Raw genomic sequence first — 18,082 nt, 5'->3', positions numbered from 1 at the left:
CTTATGACTGATACTTCCAATTCCGCACCTAACACTTCGTCATTCCGTGAATGGCTGCGTGCGCCGGTGCCTTCTTCCGCCCTTCAGGCCAATGTGCAGCAATTACGCCGCTCATGGCTGAAGCTTCTGACCAACACATCCGCAGTCTTCGGCCTGTTCGTTATTCTGTTGCTGGTGGCTGTGGCGATCTTTGCGCCTTATATCGCGCCTTATGATATCGGTGCGAATAATCTGGCCAACCGTTTGCAGCCGCCGTCATGGACGCATTATTTCGGCACCGATGAGCTGGGCCGCGATATTTTCAGCCGTCTGGTCTATGGTTCGCGCATCACGCTGTATATCGTGACGCTGACGGCCATTATCGCTGCACCAATCGGCCTGATTGTCGGCACCACTGCCGGTTATATGGGCGGCTGGGTTGATACAGCGCTGATGCGTATTGTTGATATTTTCCTCGCATTTCCAAGTCTTGTTCTGGCGCTGTCTTTTGCTGCGGCGCTCGGACCCGGCATTGAGAATGCGGTGATTGCGATCTCGCTGGCTGCATGGCCGCCGATTGCCCGTTTGGCACGTGCGGAAACCCTGACCATCCGCTCGTCCGACTATGTGGCAGCAATCCGCTTGCAGGGTGCTTCCACCATGCGTGTGATCTGGCATCACGTTGTGCCGATGTGTATCCCGTCTGTGGTGATCCGTATCACGCTGAATATGTCATCAATCATTCTTACAGCCGCAGGCCTTGGCTTCCTTGGTCTCGGTGCGCAACCGCCAAGCCCTGAATGGGGTGCGATGCTCTCCAGCGGACGTGAATTCATGATGACCTCGTGGTGGCTCGCAGCCATGCCCGGTTGTGCCATTCTGCTCGCCAGCCTTGCCTTCAACCTGTTTGGTGACGGTCTGCGCGACGTGCTTGACCCGCGTAACGGATAAGAGGAACGGATAAATCAAATGACCAAACCTCTGTTAGAAGTTGAGGATCTGTGGGTGTCTTTTCCGGGTGTTGACCGCTCAATCGATGTGGTGCGTGGCATCAGCTTTTCCATCGGGCGCGAGAAAGTCGGTATTGTAGGGGAGAGCGGTTCAGGTAAATCCATGACCGGCCGTTCGATCCTCAAACTGACCCCGAAAGCCGCACAGATTAAAGCCAAGAAACTGCAATTCGGTGATGTTGACTTGCTGGGTGCCAGTGAGCGCCAGATGCGCTCGGTACGCGGCAATAAAATCTCGATGATTTTGCAGGATCCGAAATATTCACTCAATCCGCTGATCCGTATCGGCGATCAGATTATGGAAGCCTACCGGCTGCATCATCGGGTGAATAAGCAGGAAGCCCGTCAGCGTACACTGACCATGCTGGAAGCCGTGCATATCCGCGATGCGGAGCGGGTGATGAACCTGTTCCCGCATGAGATTTCCGGCGGTATGGGACAGCGCGTGATGATCGCGATGATGCTGATCCCTGAGCCGGATATGATTATTGCCGATGAGCCGACCTCGGCGCTGGACGTCACAGTGCGCCGACAGGTGCTGACCGTGCTGGACGAGCTGGTGAGCCGCTCCGGTACCGGCCTGATGTTTATCAGCCACGATCTCAATCTGGTGGCGGATTTCTGCGACCGTGTGCTGGTGATGTATGCCGGTCGCATTATGGAAGACCTGCCTGCCAAAGAACTGCACAAAGCACAGCATCCTTATACGCAGGCTCTGCTTGCCAGCCTGCCGCGTCTCGACCATCCGGTGGATATGCTGCAAGTGCCGGAGCGTGATCCGAGCTGGCTTTCAGGTGCAACCCTCAGCGGAGGTCAGAAATAATGGCGGATATTATGAGTGAGAATACAAAGCCGCTGGTTGATGTGTCTGATCTGTCTGTCAGCTTCGGCAAGGGGCGCAAGCGCTCGACAGTGGTCAAGAAAGCCCGTTTTCATATTGCCCGTGGTGAGGCCTATGGTCTGATCGGGGAATCCGGTTGCGGCAAATCCACAATCCTGCGTGCGCTGGCTGGTCTGATCCCGCATTATACCGGTAATTTTAATTTTGACGGTACATTGCTGTCCGGTGAGCGGGACAAGTCGTTTTTCCGCCGTGTGCAGATGGTGTTTCAGGATCCTTATGCTTCGCTGCATCCGCGCAAGATGGTGCATAAAGTGCTGGCGGAATCCCTGACCATTCACGGTATGGATCGCAAGGAAGAGCGTATCCGCGATGTGTTGACGGCTGTCGGTCTGGGGCCGAGCTTTATGTATCGCTATCCGCATGAATTGTCGGGCGGTCAGCGTCAGCGCGTAGCAATTGCCCGTGCCCTGATTATCGAGCCGGACGTGCTGCTGCTGGACGAGCCGACCTCGGCGCTGGACGTTTCAGTTCAGGCGGAAATTCTCAATCTGCTCAAAACCCTGCGCCGTGAACGTGGACTAACTTATCTGATGGTCAGTCATGATCTGGCGGTGGTTGCGCATATCTGCGAGCGCGTCGGCGTGATGCATAAAGGTATTATTCTGGAAGAACTGACGGCAGATGATCTGCGCCAGTCTCGTGCCAGCGCGCCTTACACGCAGGAATTTTTGCAGGCCAGTGTTGAGGCCGTGGCGCATAATTAAATCAGGGTTAGAACTGGGGAATATAATCATGAGTTATCAGCATGCGGCCAATCCGGCGGCTGAGTGGGAGCGGGTGCAAAATCCTGCCCAGTCCGGTTGGTCTGAAGCGGGTCTGCAGGCGGTTGAAGCCTGTGCTGAAGGGCAAGAGACCGATGCTCTGATGATCGTGCAGAGTGGTAAGATCATCTACACCTATGGTGATGTTACCCATAAATATCTCTGCCATTCGATCCGTAAAAGCATTCTGGCCGCGCTGATGGGGCAGGATGTGGCGGATGGTACGATTGATTTGAGCCTGACGCTTGAGCAACTTGGCATCGATGACAATGATGGTCTGAGCGAAGTTGAAAAACAGGCAACGGTCTATGATCTTTTGACCGCACGTTCCGGTATTTATCATGCAGCGGGCTACGAAACACCGTGGATGCGCATGATTAAAGAGAAGCGCCACTCCCATGCACCGGGCACCTTCTGGTGCTATAATAACTGGGATTTCAATGCACTGGGTACAATCTTTGAACAGCTGACCGGCAAGACCGTGCATCAGGCTTTTGAAGAGCGCATTGCCAAGCCGCTGCAGTTCGAAGATTTTTCACTCGCTGGCGATAAGCCGGATGGCTGGCATGACCGTTTCACCGAGAGCCGTCATGCGGCTTATCCGTTCCGCCTGTCTACCCGCGATCTGGCGCGTTTCAGCCAGCTATACTTACGTCATGGCCGCTGGAATGGTGAAGATGTGCTGCCAAAAGGCTGGGCGCAGGAATGCGTGATGCCTTATTCCGATGCCGGTGCGCGCGGTGCCTATGGCTATATGTGGTGGCTGGAGCGGGACGGTGTGTTCTTCCCCGGTGTTGTAACCCCTAAAGGCAGCTATGCAGGCTTTGGCGCAGGCGGACATTTCTGCATTACCATTCCGGCGCTGGACATGGTGATTGTGCATCGGGTGGATACCGATATTGCCGGTCGCCAGCTCAACCGGCACAAATTCGGCCGTCTGCTAAAACTGATCTTCGACGCATTTCAGGGGTGAGGGAAATGCGGGAGGCGAAAATGACGGTTGCCGGAGCGATTGCGCAAGTTTGTGCAAAGCCGGTAACCAGTGCAAAGGCGCGTCTGCTGGCGCGTGATGCGATTATCGACACGCTGGCCTGTATGGTTGCAGGGCGTGAAGATGCAAGCACCAAAACAGTGTTTGAGGCTTTTGCCCGGACCGGCAGCGCGGGAGAGGCGTTACTGGTGACCGGTGCAAAATCGAGTCCGATTGTGGCAGCGCTGGTGAATGGTACTGCTGCTCATGCGCTGGATTATGACGATAATTTTCTGCCCGGCATGAGCCATGCTTCAGCGGTTATCGTTCCGGCTCTGCTGGCTGTTGCGGATTTTGAAAAAACATCCGGTGCGCAACTGATTGATGCTTATCTGGCGGGGCTTCAGGCGCAGGCACTGATTGGCGCTGGTGTCGGGCAGGCGCATTATACGGCAGGCTGGCATGGCACCTCAACCATTGGCAGCATCGGCACTGCCGCAGCAGTGGCGCATCTGCTCGGGCTGGATGAAGAGGCAACAGCGCGGGCAATCACCATTGCGGTGAGCTATGCTTCCGGCACCAAAGGCCAATTCGGCACGCTGATTAAGCCGTTTCATGCGGGCATGGCTGCACGCAATGCTGTGGAGGCCGCATTGCTGGCCAAAGCGGGGATGCAGGCACGGCCTGATATTCTGGAAGGTGCGCAGGGTTTTCATAGCCTGTTTGCCGGAGATCAGCGCCGCGGCTGGAAAACGGAAGCGATAATCGCTGACGCAGAGCATATTATTGAGACCGCTGGGGTGATGCCGAAGAAACATCCGTGTTGCGGTTCAACCCATCTGATCGTTGACGGTTTGCTGGATCTGATGCATGAGCACGATTTCACGGCAGAGGATGTGGACAGTATCGAGGCATTGGTTGGTATCGCCAATTACCGTAATCTGACCTATCCGCAGCCAGTCGATGAAATGCAGGCGCGTTTTTCCATGCAATATTGCGTGGCGAGAGCATTGCGGCAGGGACATTTAAGTCTTGCTGATTTTACGCCGCAAGCTGTGCAGCACTATGCAAGTGATGCCTTGCTGAACCATGTGACAATGCTGAGCTACAGCGCGGATGAAGAGCGGATTGCACAGGACAAACTCCCGCATGTTGTGACCGTGAAATTGCATGACGGGCGCGTGCTCACAGCATCGCGCAACTATGCTGTCGGTGGCTTACAGGAGCCTTTCACCGATGCTGACCGCCTCGGTAAATTCATGGATTGCTGCGGGGCATCGGATAGTGCTGCCGGTGTTTATGAAGAGCTTCTGGCGCTGGATGATGCAAAAGATCTGAAAGCACTGAAACTCTTATTCAGTTCTGCCACCAGTTAATGTCTTTGGCGGCGAGTGCTGATGCACGCCGCCAGAAACGCTCGGCATAATCCGTGCGAAAACGCTGCGAGCGGTAGACGCGGATTTCCACATCCAGATCATAGTCCTGAACGCCTGCACGCACCAGAATGCCGCGTTTCCATTCATCCGGCATCAGGCTTTGCGGAATCCATGCCACGCCCTGACCGGACACCGCCATGGCTTTCAGCCCGACGGCCATGCCGTTTTCATAGACCATATTCAGATTGAGGCCGCGACGCTCCACAAGCGGATCGAGAACCTGTGCAAAAAATGTTGTGTCGCGGTAGCGCAGATATTCTGTCGGCAATGTGTGGTTGCCCAGCCGGTGCAGAGGTTCGCCGGCGGCATCCGCCGCTGACACAGGTATTACCTTTTCATGCCCGAGAGACAAATAAGGAAAATTTCTCAGATCCTCCATCTGGCTGACCAAGGGATGAGCATAGGTCAGCAGAAAATCGCAATTTCCGTTGAGAAGGGTTGAGACATTGCCGAGAAATGAGGGATGCGGATCGGAGAAACGGGTGCGGAAATTATCGCCGTTGCTTTCAATCCGTGCCATCAGCGCCGGAAAAAAGGTGAGCGACAGGGTGTTGAGTGTCGCAAAAGACAGCACTTCCATCATCGGCGTATAGCGGGCGCTCAGTTCATCTCTGGCATGAGTGAGGAGACCGACCGCATCATGCGCTCGGAGCAGAAAACTTTGTCCGGCAAGGGTCAGACGAATAGGATAGGTGGAACGATCGATCAGCGGTACGCCGACCCAGGCTTCAAGCTGCCTGATCCGGCGTGACAGCGCGGATTGAGTAACATGCCGCTCATTAGCCGCGCGGGAGAAATTTAAATGTTGTGACAGGCAGAGAAAATCTTCGAGCCACTTCAATTCCATAGAAGCATTCCGCACTAAGCATGCCGCAGTTAAATGCTGTCATTTAACGCCCGCGCACATGCGATAAACTAAAAAATCCAGAGCGCTTGCGGTGGCTGCAATCAAATACAACATGCTCCGGCACTTCAAACGTCTTAAAGACTTGTTTCCTCTTTAGAATAAAAACCGGTCATGGTCATCCAAAATTTATGATACTGAATTAGTGATACAGCATGTATTGTCATATCTGATCTGTAAAATGCTTTTGCTTCTGTTGTCCTGACTGCGCGTCTGACTTGACAAGAGTCTCCGGACAAGTTTCATGGCTGAATCAAATTTAATTGACCGGAGAATCCCGATGTCGATGCGTACTGTCTTTGCAGGCCTGATATTGTCTGCTGCGCTTTCACTGTCTGTGCAAACTTCTATGGCCCAAACTACTACGGCACAGACTGCTCAAAACGGAACAAGGACGATTGAAACAACGCAAAACGGTGATTATCCCGGTTTTGATCTGCGCACAGTGAAGGATGTCGGCCTTGACCAGTGTGAGAATATTTGTCTGAAAGATGAGGAATGCCGTGCTTTCACCTATAATGTGAAAGCAAAATGGTGTTTCCTGAAATCCGATTATAATCAGCTCAATGCTTTTGAAGGCGCAGTAGCGGGTAAAGTGCTGGATGCTGCCGCTGCGGAAGCGGAATTGCCCGCACCTGCACCGATTACCTTTGTTCCGGCCAGTGTTCTGGATGAGGCGCGCACCTATCGCAATAAGCTGAACAGTGGTGAAAAGCCTGCCGGTGATGTCAGCAAATTGCTGCGCGCTGCCCAAAGAAATTACGAATCCGGCAGTGTTTCTTCATCCGTGATTGATTTTGCCAGTATTGTGCCTGCTGCAAAAGAAAACAGTGCTGTCTGGATGGGATTGAGCCGCGCGACGCTTGGTTCTGCACAAAGCAATGATGCCAATTGGCAGATCAAACGCGCTGCCACATCGTCGGCTATTATTGCCTATCAGCTCAGCCGTACGGTTTCCGACCGTGCTGAAGCTTTGAGCAATCTGGCCAAGGCGCTGGAATTGCGTGATAATTTCCGTCCTGCTATCGACAGCTATAAAGCCAGCCTCGCGCTGCAAAATTCGGCTGCGGTCAGTGCCGCTTATGAAGACCTGCGTATGCGTAAAGGTTTCCGCGTGGTCGATCATACGGTGGACAGCGACAGCGCCAATCCGCGTGTTTGTATCCAGCTTTCAGAAACGCTGATGAAAAGCGGCATTGATTACGCTTCTTTCGTAACGGTTGATGATGCAAGCCCGAAAGGTCTGGAAGCCAAAGAAAAGCAAATCTGTATTGAAGGTTTGCAGCACGGTAAAAATTACCGCATCGGTATCCGCTCCGGTCTGCCTGCCGCGATCGGTGAAATGATTGAAACACCGGTTGCGCTTAATATCTATGTGCGTGATCGTGCACCGACAGTACGTTTTAACGGCGATGCTTTTGTGCTGCCAAGCACCATGCGTCGCGGTATTCCTGTTGTCAGCATCAATGTCAAAACCATTGATCTGGAAGTTTATCGTGTGGGTGAACGTGCTCTGACCCAGTCAATGGATGGTATCAGCTTCTTCGGTCAGCTTGACGGCTATGCCACATCGCAGATTGTCAGCTCGCTGGGTGAAAAAGTTTATACCGGCAAACTGGATGTTGAGAGTGAGCTGAACAAAGAAATCGTCTCATCCTTCCCCGTGGATGAAGCGCTGCCGAAGCGTAAGCCCGGCATCTATATTATGACAGCCAAGGCTGAAGGTGACCGTTCGGAATATTGGTCATCGCAGGCGACACAGTGGTTTCTGGTGTCGGATACCGGTCTTGCAACTTTTGCCGGTGAAGATGGTCTGAATGTTTTTGCCCGTTCCCTTGCAACAGCCAAGCCGCTGAGCGGCGTGGAACTGCAATTGCTGGCGGCGAATAATGAAGTTCTGGGGACTGCAACTACGGATGGTGATGGTCGCGCAACCTTCACTGCCGGTCTGATGCGCGGCACAGCAGCGATGGCGCCTGCCATTCTGACCGCACGCTCCAAGGGCAATGGCGATGAGGAAGATTATGTTTTCCTCGATATGAAACGTGCCGGTTTTGACCTCTCCGACCGTGGTGTAACCGGTCGTCCTGCACCGGGGGCGCTGGATGTTTACGGCTGGACCGAGCGCGGTATTTATCGCACCGGTGAAACCGTTCATGCCGCCGCGCTGGTACGTGACGGTGCTGCAAAAGCTGTTGAAAATCTGCCGCTGACTTTCTCCTTCCTGCGTCCTGATGGTGTGGAAGACCGTGCGATTGTCAGCACCTCACAGGCAGCCGGTGGTCATGCTGTGGACTTGCCGCTGGCAGACAACGCCATGCGCGGTACATGGACTTTGCGTATTTTAAGTGATCCGAAAGCCACCCCGCTGTCAGAAAAGCAGTTTCTGGTTGAGGATTTTGTGCCTGATCGCACGGAATTTGACCTGACTTCAGATGTGAAGGAAATTCAAGCCGGTGATGCGGCTGTGGTTAAAGTGGACGGCCGTTATCTTTATGGTGCACCAGCGGCCGGTCTGACACTGGAAGGCGAAGTCAATATTCGCCCGACACGGACATGGGATCTGTTCCCGAAATATGTTTTCGGTCTGGCCGATGAGGATCAGCCGGAAGATACACGTATTACGCTGGATGATCTGCCGGAACTGGATGAACAGGGCAAGGCCGAAATTCCGGTACTGCTGAATGATCTGCCCGCGACAACACAGCGTCTGAACGCGGATATTGTTGTGCGTATGCGTGAAGGTGGCGGCCGTGCGGTTGAGCGTAAGCTGATTTTGCCGGTTGCATCCGACAGCGCCATGATTGGTATCAAGCCGGAATTTGACGGCGACAGCCTGCCTGAAAACAGCAATGCGCAGTTCTCGGTGATTGTCAGCGATGCTGATGGCAAGCGCGTAGCCGAAGAAGGGCTGGAATGGACGCTGGTTAAAGTCGAGCGCCAGTATCAGTGGTATCGCAGCGGCAGCTCATGGAACTATGAGCCGGTGAGCTATACGAAGAAAGTTGCCGACGGTACTGTTTCTGCCGATGAGCAGACTGCAGGCAGCATTCAGGTGCCTGTGGAATGGGGACGTTATCGTCTTGAGATCGCGACCTCTGACCCTGACGGCCCGCAGACCAGCATTGAATTTGATGCCGGCTGGTATGTTGAAGCACGCTCGACTGAAACACCGGATGGTCTGGAAGTTGCGCTTGATAAAGATATTTATAAAGACGGCGAAACCGCAAAGCTGAAAGTCTCTCCGCGTTTTGCCGGTGAGCTGCTGGTTACTGTCGGTGCTGACAGTTTGCTGATGACCAAAACCGTTTCGGTTCCTGCTGAGGGTACGGAAGTTGAAATTCCGGTCAGCGGTGAGTGGGGTGCCGGTGCTTATATTACCGCAAGCCTTTATCGTCCGGGCGAAGCTCAGGAAACCCGTATGCCTGCACGTGCCATCGGTATCCGCTGGCTGGCTGTTGATCCGGCAGAGCGCAAGCTTTCAGTGCGGATTGAAGCACCGGAGAAAACCGAACCGCGTCAGGCACTGACTATACCGGTTTCAATCGGCGGTCTGAAATCCGGCGATCAGGCTTATGTCATGATCTCGGCTGTGGATGTGGGTATCCTCAACCTCACCAATCACAAACCGGCCGATCCGGCTGGCTGGTATTTCGGTCAGCGTCAGCTCGGTCTCGAAATCCGCGATCTTTACGGTCGTCTGATTGACGGTTCGCTCGGCACGATGGGTCGTCTGCGCACCGGTGGTGACGGCGCGCAAATGGCCGCTGAAGGCTCGCCGCCAACCGAAAAACTGGTGGCATTCTTTGCCGGTCCTGTTGAGGTTGGTGCTGATGGTAAAGCCAATGTCAGCTTTGATATTCCGCAGTTTAACGGTACTGCGCGGATCAGCGCAGTAGCCTGGACAAAGACGGCTGTCGGTAATGCGCAGTCGGATGTTATCATCCGTGATCCGGTGGTTATCACCGCCGCCCTGCCAAAATTCATGGCACCGGACGATCAGGCACAGTTGCGTCTTGATATTGCCAATACGGATGGCCCTGCCGGAAATTACACTGTGAGTGTGGCCAGTTCCGGTCTGGTTTCTGTGCCGCAGGAACAGGCACCGGCATCTGTGACACTGGCACAGGGCGAAAAGAAATATCTGACACTGCCGCTGAAAGCTGAGCGCGCAGGAACTGAAGAGCTGACGGTACAGCTGACCCATGAAAGCGGTCTGAGCATTTCGCAGGATCTGATCCTGCCGGTGCGTGCATCGTCTTTGCCGGAAACGACCCGCAAGGAAGTAACGCTGGCTGCGGTTAACGGTTCTCTTGTTATCAATAAAGAACTGCTTGCGGGTCAGCGTATGGACGGCGCTTCAGTCAGCATCAATGTTTCCAATGCATCCGGCTTTGATATTCCGGGCTTGCTGACATCGCTTGACCGTTATCCTTACGGCTGTACCGAACAGACAACCAGCCGTGCCTTGCCATTGCTCTATATGAGTGAACTGGCCAAGCAGGCCGGTATGCCGATGCAGGACAGTGAAGAAGAACTGCACAAGCGTATTCAGGAAGCCATTTACAAGGTTCTGAATAATCAGTCCTCTTCCGGCAGTTTTGGTCTCTGGTCGCCGGATAGCGGTGATCTGTGGCTCGATGCCTATGTGACAGATTTCCTGACCCGCGCCCGCGAGCAGAAATTTGATGTGCCGCAGCAGCCGATGATTTCGGCACTGGATAATCTGCAAAATGCACTGTCTTACGATGTTTCGATCAAGGATAACGGCAATTCGATAGCCTATGCTTTCTATGTATTGTCGCGTAACCGTCGTGCATCCATTGCCGATCTGCGCTACTACGCGGATACCCGTCTGGATGAGTTTGAAACGCCGCTGGCGCGCGCTCAGCTCGGTGCAAGTCTTGCCCTTTATGGTGATGGTGCACGCTCCGAGAAGGCTTTTGCTTCGGCTTTCCGTCTTGCCAATAAAGGCAATATTTCCTGGGCGCGTTCGGATTACGGTTCAAACCTGCGTGACGGCGCGGCCATTCTGGCTCTTGCCGCAGAAAGCCGTCCGGTACCAAGCATTGTACCGGAACTGGTAAAAGTGGTTGGCGGTCTGAGCAATGAAACACGTTATACCAGCACGCAAGAACAGGCATGGTTGTTGCTGGCTGCCAAGGGGCTGAAAGATGAAGATGCCAATCTGACCTTGCTGCTCAATGGTGAGGCCCGTCAGGGTGCATTGTCTGAGCGTCTGACAGGCGAACAGCTTGAAGCCGCGCCGGTGACTGTGGGCAATACCGGTGACAGACCGGTGACTGCGGTGATTACGACTGTTGCAGCACCGGTGGAAGCACCACCGGCAGGCGGTGACGGTTTCAGCATTGGCCGCAGCTATTACACGCTCGACGGTGAAGAGATCAGTGTTTCTGAAGCGAAACAGAATGAGCGCTATGTGGTTGTTCTGAAAGTAGCTGAATCGAATAACTGGGCTTCCCGTGTGCTGATAACGGATTTGCTGCCTGCCGGATTTGAAATTGATAATCCACGCGTTGTGAACAGTGCGGATCTGAGCAATTTCAGCTGGCTCGGTGACACGACCGTTGCTCATAGCGAATTCCGCAGTGACCGTTTTGTTGCGGCATTCAACAGCAGCGGCGGCAATGCCCGTGAATATACGGTCGCTTATATTGTGCGGGCGGTAACACCGGGTAACTATGCGCATCCGGCACCGTTTGTGGAAGATATGTATCGTCCGCAATATTTTGCCCGCGGTGCAGCCGCTATGATGCAGGTGCAGCCTGCCAATTAAGCAGCGGTAACAGAGTAATGAAAAAGCCCCGCCTGATTGTTTCAGGCGGGGCTTTTTGTTTTTTATCGTGTCAGAAAACGGATGATGAAATTGGCAAAGCGACTATAGGGCGGGTGCAGATAATCAGTCGCCGCGGGATTATATTTTCGCAGCACCGGCATGGCTTTGGAGAAAGTTTTGAAACCTTCCTCACCGTGATAATGCCCCATGCCGCTCATGCCCACGCCGCCGAATGGCAGATCTGCACAGGCAAACTGATAGAGCGTATCATTAATACACACACTGCCTGCCACAATATGTGTAAGCGCAGCCTCAATGGTCTCATTACTGTTGCTGAAACAATAGAATGCCAGCGGCCGGTCGCGGCTGGTGATAAAACCAATGGCCTCATCATAAGTGCGGTAGGTTTTCACCGGCAGTAACGGGCCGAATATCTCTTCCTGCATAATGGTGCTGTTATCATCCGGATTGATAATCAGCATCGGTGGCAGAATATGATATTCTCCGGCTCTCTGTATATCGCTCAATGTCAGAAGCGGAATGGTCTTATGACCACGGATACTGGCATCATCCAGCAAATGGGTGAGGCGTTTATACTGACCTTCATTGATAATGGCTGTGTAATCCGGTTGCCGGTCGAGCCCCGTATAGCGACGGGCGGTCTGGCTTTTGCATTCTGCGATAAAAGCGTCCAGCATATTCTCCGGCAGCAGCACATAATCCGGCGCGATGCAGGTTTGTCCGGCATTGAAGAGTTTGCCCGTCAGGATGCGGCTGACACTTTTAACAAGATCGGCATCGGGGGCGATCAATGCAGGCGATTTACCGCCAAGTTCCAGAGTGACCGGTGTGAGATTTCGGGCAGCTGCGGCCATGACTTTTTTACCGACCGCGCCGGAACCGGTGAAAAACAAGTGGTCAAAGGGCAGAGCAGAAAATGCTGCGGCAATGTCCGCACCACCCTGAGCGATGCACACACGCTCTGGCGGGAAAATTTCCTGCAACAGGCGGCTGAGATAGGCATTGGTATGCGGGGTATGTTCTGAAGGTTTCAGATAGATATGATTACCCGCCGCAAGTGCAGAAACCAGCGGTGTCAGGGAGAGGTTTACCGGATAGTTCCATGGCGCCATGATGCCGACCACGCCCAGCGGCACATGTCGTATTTCTGCTTTCGCCGGCCAGAACTGCCATCCGGCTTTACGCCTTTGCGGCTTCATCCATTTTCTGAGATGGCGCAGACAGAAGTCGATTTCCTTGAGCACAATCACGGCTTCGGCCATCATGCTTTCATGGGTAGAGCGATGCACGAAATCGCGCGATATTGCTTCGGCCATCTGCGGCAGGCTGGCTTTGAAGGCTGTGCGCAACCGCAACAAATCTTCACGGCGCTGCCGCTCATCAGGGCGGTTTTTTAGCCATGCTTCGCGCAAAATCGTGAAATTCGTGCTCAGTTGCTCAGTCATTTGTGTCCCTTAAAACAGAACGGGCAAAGCACCATTGCGCTGCGTAATAGGTGCCAAGTACCCAGACCGGATTCAGCGGAATATCAAAACGAAAACGCCCGTAAGCCAGAATACTATCACTGATAACAAAGAAGATGCCGCCAAAAGCCGCAATCTTGGCTGCCTGTTTTGTGCTTCGGTCGGCGATCGTCATGTTGATAGCGCGGTTGAGTGCCAGTGCAGCCATCAGCGCCAGTGCCACCGCATAAATAGCGACCGGAATATGCATGCCATCAGGCAGGCTGTTCCACAGACCGGAAATAATCAATAATGCAATGGCTGCAAAGCCGATAAAGACAGCGGGTTTGAACGCAGCATGATCGGACAGTAATGCATAAATATAGGCGCAATGGGTGAGCAGAAAGCAGATCAGCCCGGCCATAAAATAATCCTGCGGCAGCATGAGGAAGAAATCACCGCCAATGGCAAAGGCCAGCCCGAGCGCAATAGCATTGCGATAATGGCGGGATGCAGGATGCTTAATCTGCAAAGTCAGAAACAGCAGGAAAGCCGTAGCCGTCGGCTTGGTCAGATAATGCAGCCAGCGCCATTCAGGGCTGAGTGAGCTGCCAAGTAATGCGCCCGCAATTGCTGCTGTAGCGAGTAAAATATAGATCACTGTTGCAGTATGATGATTATTGATTGTCTGTGATGTGTTTCCGACCGCCATGCATTGTCTCCCCCTTTACACAGCCTGTTCAGAGCATAATTCCTTAACCCTGGATCAGTTGAAGGTAAAATTATGCTCTAATTTTAAAGTGTTAGAGCGACCTTTGTGTGCCAAATCCGGCACACGGCGCTCTAATTGACCTGAACGTAAACTGTTGTTTGAGGCAGAGTAGCGCAAATCTGCATTGCTGCAATCACAATTACAGTTATGGCATTGTGATGTTGAGAGGAGGGGGCGGTGTTATCGGGCTTCGGGCGCGTCCGGTTGTGTGCCATAGGCTGCGAAAAACATATTCACTGCGGATTCCACATTATAGCGGATTTGCTCTGCTGTCGGTGCCTCTTCCATGTAAGCGAACAGCCGCTGGCGATATATGCCTGCGAGAAACAGTTCTGCCAGCTGATAGGCGGCATGCTGCACGTCCGGCACACGGATAATGTCTTGCTCGGCCAGCTTTTCAATATAGGCCTTCAGCACCATCAAGCCGCGCCGCGGGCCGCGCTCATAGAAGCGCACGCCCATTTCCGGTTTCCGCTCTGTAACGCCGAGAATAGTGCGCTGGGCGCTGATAACCATATCCGATGTGACAAGCGTCACGAGCGCCACACCATAGGCAATCAGGCTCTCTTTGCTGGATAGGGTATCGCCGTTAATTGCACCGATCTGCGAAAATAAAACGCTGCGATGTTGCTCGCAAAGCGTTTCAAACAATTCGTCTTTGCTCTCGAAATAAACATAGATCGTGCTTTTGGACACACCGGCTTCACGGGTGATGTCATTCATACTCGCAGCATCAAACCCCATGCGCAGAAATACATTTTGCGCACCGTCCAGAATTTTCTGACGCTTTGCCGGATCTTGTCCGGCGCCGTGACGGCCATTCTGTGCCTGTTTGGTGTCTGTCATGTCTGTGTGTTTCCGCTTATGTGCCGATGATAAAAATCATCAATTCGAACCGATCAGTGCGATTTCAATTGATATGCCGTCTCTCTTGCTTTATGTCAACATCGAACCGATCGGTTTGAAGAGTTGTACATCGCCTGTCACGAAGACAGATGCAGGGATATTTTTCAGTCCGGTTTCGGTTCTTTTTGAAATTCTTCTTACCGGAATAATAAGCATTCCAGCAAAAGTGGATAACGGTTTTGCGTCAGGAAATGCGTAAAAACAAATAGATAGAGCATTTCCTCTGACCCAGTCAAAAATGGAAATGCTCTAAATTCAATAAAGTTTATTGGCAGTACGGCCTGTTTTACTCAGAAAGTTGCCCCCGCTATGTCCGCTCTCAAGCCCGTTGCGAAACCAGTTCAGTCGAATCATTCCTCGCCCGATCAGGACAACACCCAGAGTGTTGCTCCGGTTGATTTCAAGCGAGCGGCGCAGAATGATGACAACAGAATGCCGGATGATCCGCTGCGCGCCGAGCAGTCCCAGCCCTTCATCGAACAGACGACAGCGCCGGAAACATCAAAGCCTGCATCGGGTAAACCATCGCGCAAGCGTAAAATCCTGAGTGTTCTGCTGCTCGCGGCATTGGCCGGTGGCGCATGGTATGGCTATGACTGGTGGACGACAGGGCGCTTTATGGTCTCGACCGATGATGCCTATATTCACGGGGATATTATGGCGATGTCGCCGAAAGTGACCGGCTATATTGATGATGTGCTGGTGAGCGCCAACAGCCATGTTAAAGCCGGTGATGCTATTTTCCAGCTCGATCAGGGTGATTACCAGATTGCTTTGAACGAGAAAATCGCGGCATTGGCCAGCCAGCAGAAAACACTGGCACGGATTGAGGCACAGACTGTTGCGGCAGAAGCCAGTCTCACACAGGCGCGTGCCTCTCAGCAATCTTCGGCAGCCGGTCTGACCAATGCGCAGGCAACCATGGAGCGGATCACCAAGCTGCATGATACGCGTTTTGTTTCGCAGTCGGAGCTTGACCGCGCAACAACGGCTCTGGCGCAGGCACAGGCGGCGGATGCCAATGCACAGGCGCAGATTGCAGCGGCTCAGGCCAATATCGGTGTTTTGAAAGCACAATATCAGGAAGCTGAGAGCCAGACCCGCAGCCTTGAGCTGGCGCGCGACAAAGCACAGCGTGATTTGTCCTTCACTACATTGCGTGCGCCTTTTGATGGTGTTGTCGGCAATCTGACCGGTAAAAAAGGTGATCTGGTCAGTGCAGGGCAGCGTATTGCCGCGCTGGTGCCGGTGAATGCGCTCTATATTGACGCGAATTTTAAAGAAACCCAGCTGAAAAATCTGCATGGCGGCGAGACAGTGCATTTCACCGTTGATGCACTGGGCGGAGAGACATTTGAAGGCAAAGTCGCATCGCTTTCACCGGCTTCCGGCTCTGTGTTCTCCCTGCTGCCGCCGGAAAATGCCACAGGCAACTTCACCAAGGTTGTGCAGCGTGTGCCGGTGCGTATTGCCATCCCTGAAGCGGCTCTGGCGACCGGTAAGTTACGCGCAGGTCTGAGTGTTGTTGTGGATGTGGATACCCGCACAGCACCGCAAAACACTCCGGCTGCACAATAAAAGTATTCAGCCATGGCTGTATCAACCACCATGCAGGCAGTGCCTGCCGCTGAAGAAAAAATTGATCCGAAAAAAGCCTTTGCCTTTCTGGCCATGGTCTTCGGTATGTTTATGGCCATTCTGGATATCCAGATTGTGTCGGCCTCGCTGGCTGAAATTCAGGCGGGACTGGGTGCCAGTTCCGACGAGATTTCATGGGTGCAGACCTCCTATCTGATTGCCGAAGTGGTGATGATCCCGCTTTCCGGTTTTCTTGGTCGTCTGCTGTCGACCCGTGTGCTGTTCACTGTTTCGGCAGCGGGTTTTACCGCTGCCAGCGTACTCTGTGCGACCGCGACCAATATTGAACAGATGATCGTCTACCGTGCCATTCAGGGTTTTATCGGCGGCGGTATGATCCCGAGTGTGTTCGCGGCGGCTTTTACAATTTTCCCGCCGTCCAAGCGTTCAATCGTCTCTCCGATTGTCGGGCTGGTGGCAACACTGGCGCCGACTGTAGGGCCGACAATCGGCGGTTATCTTTCGCACGCCTTTTCATGGCACTGGCTGTTTCTGGTCAATGTCGGCCCCGGCATTCTGGTGGCGATTGCCGCGTGGAATCTGATTGATTTTGATAAGGGCGATAAATCCCTGCTGGCCAAATTCGACTGGTGGGGTCTGGCCGGTATGGCGGCGTTTCTCGGCTCGCTGGAATATGTGCTGGAAGAAGGGCCGCGCAATGACTGGTTTCAGGACAGCCATATTGTGATTATGACCATTGTGCTCGTGGCCGGTGCGCTGATGTTCTTTTACAGGGCATTCACGGCGGAAGAGCCGATTGTTGATCTCTCGGCCTTCAGGAATATGAATTTTGCGCTTGGCTCCAGCTTCTCATTCATCATGGGGGTAGGGCTTTACGGGCTGACTTATCTTTATCCGCTCTATCTCGGCAGTATCCGCGGTTATGATGCGCTGATGATCGGTGAGGCGCTGTTTGTCAGTGGTCTGGCGATGTTTATGACAGCGCCACTGGCAGGTTTTCTGTCAACGCGAATGGATCCGCGTCTGATGATGATGATCGGTTTTATCGGCTTTGCCGCCGGTACCTATCTGATGACGGGGCTGACAGCGGACTGGGACTTCTACGAGCTGTTATTGCCGCAGATTCTGCGTGGCTGTTCGATGATGCTGTGTATGGTGCCGATCAACAATCTGGCGCTTGGGACATTGCATCCATCCCATATTAAAAACGCTTCCGGCCTGTTTAATCTGATGCGTAATCTGGGTGGTGCGATTGGTCTGGCGGTGATTAATACGATGCTGATGCGGCGCGGTGATCTGCATTATGCGCAATTGTCGGAACATCTGAATTGGGGCAATCGCGAAGCACAGGAAATGCTGGCCAATCTGACTGCTAAATTTAATGCAGCGGGTATGGATGGTGCCAATATTGCATTGATGAAACTCTCCGGCATGGTGCGCCAGCAGGCAACGCTGATGTCTTTCATCGACGTGTTTATGATCCTGACCGTGTTGTTTGTCTCACTGGCGTTTTTTGCCACTATGATGAAGAAGCCCGGTGATGTGCCGAAAGACGCGGCAGGTCATTAAAGCGTATCAGTT

Annotated in this window: 12 protein-coding genes; 8 read left to right on the top strand and 4 right to left on the bottom strand. The window is 53.3% G+C overall.

What is annotated here, in order from left to right; all coding sequences use genetic code 11:
• The first annotated feature begins 3 nt into the window (after window positions 1-3).
• The 5 genes from nikC to LDL70_RS11690 are packed head-to-tail and all read left to right on the top strand — an operon-like array spanning window position 4 to window position 5,000.
• A complete protein-coding gene (gene nikC, locus LDL70_RS11710) occupies window positions 4-930 on the top strand; it encodes a nickel transporter permease (RefSeq protein ID WP_075657018.1) in 927 nt (308 codons plus the stop codon).
• Window positions 931-948: 18 nt separating this feature from the next.
• Window positions 949-1,812 carry an ABC transporter ATP-binding protein gene (locus LDL70_RS11705; RefSeq protein ID WP_075657017.1) on the top strand — a complete coding sequence of 288 codons (864 nt, stop codon included), beginning with the start codon at window positions 949-951 and terminating at the stop codon, window positions 1,810-1,812.
• Between the two features lie 11 nt (window positions 1,813-1,823).
• The gene (locus LDL70_RS11700) at window positions 1,824-2,597 is read left to right on the top strand and encodes an ABC transporter ATP-binding protein (protein ID WP_225685125.1); all 774 of its coding nucleotides are present in this window, start codon (window positions 1,824-1,826) and stop codon (window positions 2,595-2,597) included.
• Between the two features lie 28 nt (window positions 2,598-2,625).
• Window positions 2,626-3,627, top strand: coding sequence for a serine hydrolase (locus LDL70_RS11695; RefSeq protein WP_225685124.1), 1,002 nt, complete (start codon window positions 2,626-2,628; stop codon window positions 3,625-3,627).
• A 20-nt stretch (window positions 3,628-3,647) separates the two neighbouring features.
• Window positions 3,648-5,000: an MmgE/PrpD family protein gene (locus LDL70_RS11690; protein WP_225685123.1), complete on the top strand. Its 1,353-nt coding sequence runs from the start codon at window positions 3,648-3,650 to the stop codon at window positions 4,998-5,000.
• Here the strand turns inward: LDL70_RS11690 and LDL70_RS11685 are convergent.
• Window positions 4,981-5,907, bottom strand: coding sequence for a LysR family transcriptional regulator (locus LDL70_RS11685; protein ID WP_116088843.1), 927 nt, complete (start codon window positions 5,905-5,907; stop codon window positions 4,981-4,983). The genes LDL70_RS11690 and LDL70_RS11685 overlap by 20 nt on opposite strands.
• 337 nt (window positions 5,908-6,244) lie before the next feature.
• Here LDL70_RS11685 and LDL70_RS11680 point away from each other — a divergent pair, with 337 nt between their 5' ends.
• The gene (locus LDL70_RS11680) at window positions 6,245-11,761 is read left to right on the top strand and encodes an alpha-2-macroglobulin family protein (RefSeq protein ID WP_370637668.1); all 5,517 of its coding nucleotides are present in this window, start codon (window positions 6,245-6,247) and stop codon (window positions 11,759-11,761) included.
• Window positions 11,762-11,823: 62 nt separating this feature from the next.
• Here LDL70_RS11680 and LDL70_RS11675 read toward each other — a convergent pair whose 3' ends face one another.
• The 3 genes from LDL70_RS11675 to LDL70_RS11665 all read right to left on the bottom strand — a co-directional run bounded on the left by LDL70_RS11675 (window position 11,824) and on the right by LDL70_RS11665 (window position 14,842).
• Window positions 11,824-13,227 carry a coniferyl aldehyde dehydrogenase gene (locus LDL70_RS11675; protein ID WP_225685122.1) on the bottom strand — a complete coding sequence of 468 codons (1,404 nt, stop codon included), beginning with the start codon at window positions 13,225-13,227 and terminating at the stop codon, window positions 11,824-11,826.
• Window positions 13,220-13,936 carry a lysoplasmalogenase gene (locus LDL70_RS11670; protein ID WP_225685121.1) on the bottom strand — a complete coding sequence of 239 codons (717 nt, stop codon included), beginning with the start codon at window positions 13,934-13,936 and terminating at the stop codon, window positions 13,220-13,222. Before LDL70_RS11670 ends, LDL70_RS11675 begins: the two co-directional genes overlap by 8 nt.
• A gap of 240 nt (window positions 13,937-14,176) precedes the next feature.
• Entirely contained in the window at window positions 14,177-14,842 is a 666-nt protein-coding gene (locus tag LDL70_RS11665) for a TetR/AcrR family transcriptional regulator (RefSeq protein WP_225685120.1), read from the bottom strand.
• Window positions 14,843-15,334: 492 nt separating this feature from the next.
• On the opposite strand from LDL70_RS11665, the gene LDL70_RS11660 reads away from it, so the two are divergent.
• Both LDL70_RS11660 and LDL70_RS11655 read left to right on the top strand, forming a co-directional pair.
• Window positions 15,335-16,480, top strand: a complete 1,146-nt coding sequence (locus tag LDL70_RS11660) for an HlyD family secretion protein (RefSeq protein WP_370637832.1) — start codon at window positions 15,335-15,337, stop codon at window positions 16,478-16,480.
• Window positions 16,481-16,492: 12 nt separating this feature from the next.
• Entirely contained in the window at window positions 16,493-18,070 is a 1,578-nt protein-coding gene (locus LDL70_RS11655) for a DHA2 family efflux MFS transporter permease subunit (protein WP_225685118.1), read from the top strand.
• Window positions 18,071-18,082: the final 12 nt, after the last annotated feature.

The sequence above is a fragment of the Pseudochrobactrum sp. XF203 genome (genome assembly GCF_020341615.1).
Taxonomy (GTDB): Bacteria; Pseudomonadota; Alphaproteobacteria; order Rhizobiales; family Rhizobiaceae; genus Pseudochrobactrum; species Pseudochrobactrum saccharolyticum.
The sequence above is the reverse complement of the archived record's forward strand: the minus strand, read 5'-3'. Positions and strand labels throughout refer to the sequence as shown.

Bases quoted from the DNA above. Each gene is read 5' to 3' on its own strand.
- nikC (WP_075657018.1), top strand. From the start codon at position 4: ATGACTGATACTTCCAATTCCGCACCTAACACTTCGTCATTCCGTGAA.
- LDL70_RS11705 (WP_075657017.1), top strand. From the start codon at position 949: ATGACCAAACCTCTGTTAGAAGTTGAGGATCTGTGGGTGTCTTTTCCG.
- LDL70_RS11700 (WP_225685125.1), top strand. From the start codon at position 1,824: ATGAGTGAGAATACAAAGCCGCTGGTTGATGTGTCTGATCTGTCTGTC.
- LDL70_RS11695 (WP_225685124.1), top strand. From the start codon at position 2,626: ATGAGTTATCAGCATGCGGCCAATCCGGCGGCTGAGTGGGAGCGGGTG.
- LDL70_RS11690 (WP_225685123.1), top strand. From the start codon at position 3,648: ATGACGGTTGCCGGAGCGATTGCGCAAGTTTGTGCAAAGCCGGTAACC.
- LDL70_RS11685 (WP_116088843.1), bottom strand. From the start codon at position 5,907: ATGGAATTGAAGTGGCTCGAAGATTTTCTCTGCCTGTCACAACATTTA.
- LDL70_RS11680 (WP_370637668.1), top strand. From the start codon at position 6,245: ATGTCGATGCGTACTGTCTTTGCAGGCCTGATATTGTCTGCTGCGCTT.
- LDL70_RS11675 (WP_225685122.1), bottom strand. From the start codon at position 13,227: ATGACTGAGCAACTGAGCACGAATTTCACGATTTTGCGCGAAGCATGG.
- LDL70_RS11670 (WP_225685121.1), bottom strand. From the start codon at position 13,936: ATGGCGGTCGGAAACACATCACAGACAATCAATAATCATCATACTGCA.
- LDL70_RS11665 (WP_225685120.1), bottom strand. From the start codon at position 14,842: ATGACAGACACCAAACAGGCACAGAATGGCCGTCACGGCGCCGGACAA.
- LDL70_RS11660 (WP_370637832.1), top strand. From the start codon at position 15,335: ATGCCGGATGATCCGCTGCGCGCCGAGCAGTCCCAGCCCTTCATCGAA.
- LDL70_RS11655 (WP_225685118.1), top strand. From the start codon at position 16,493: ATGGCTGTATCAACCACCATGCAGGCAGTGCCTGCCGCTGAAGAAAAA.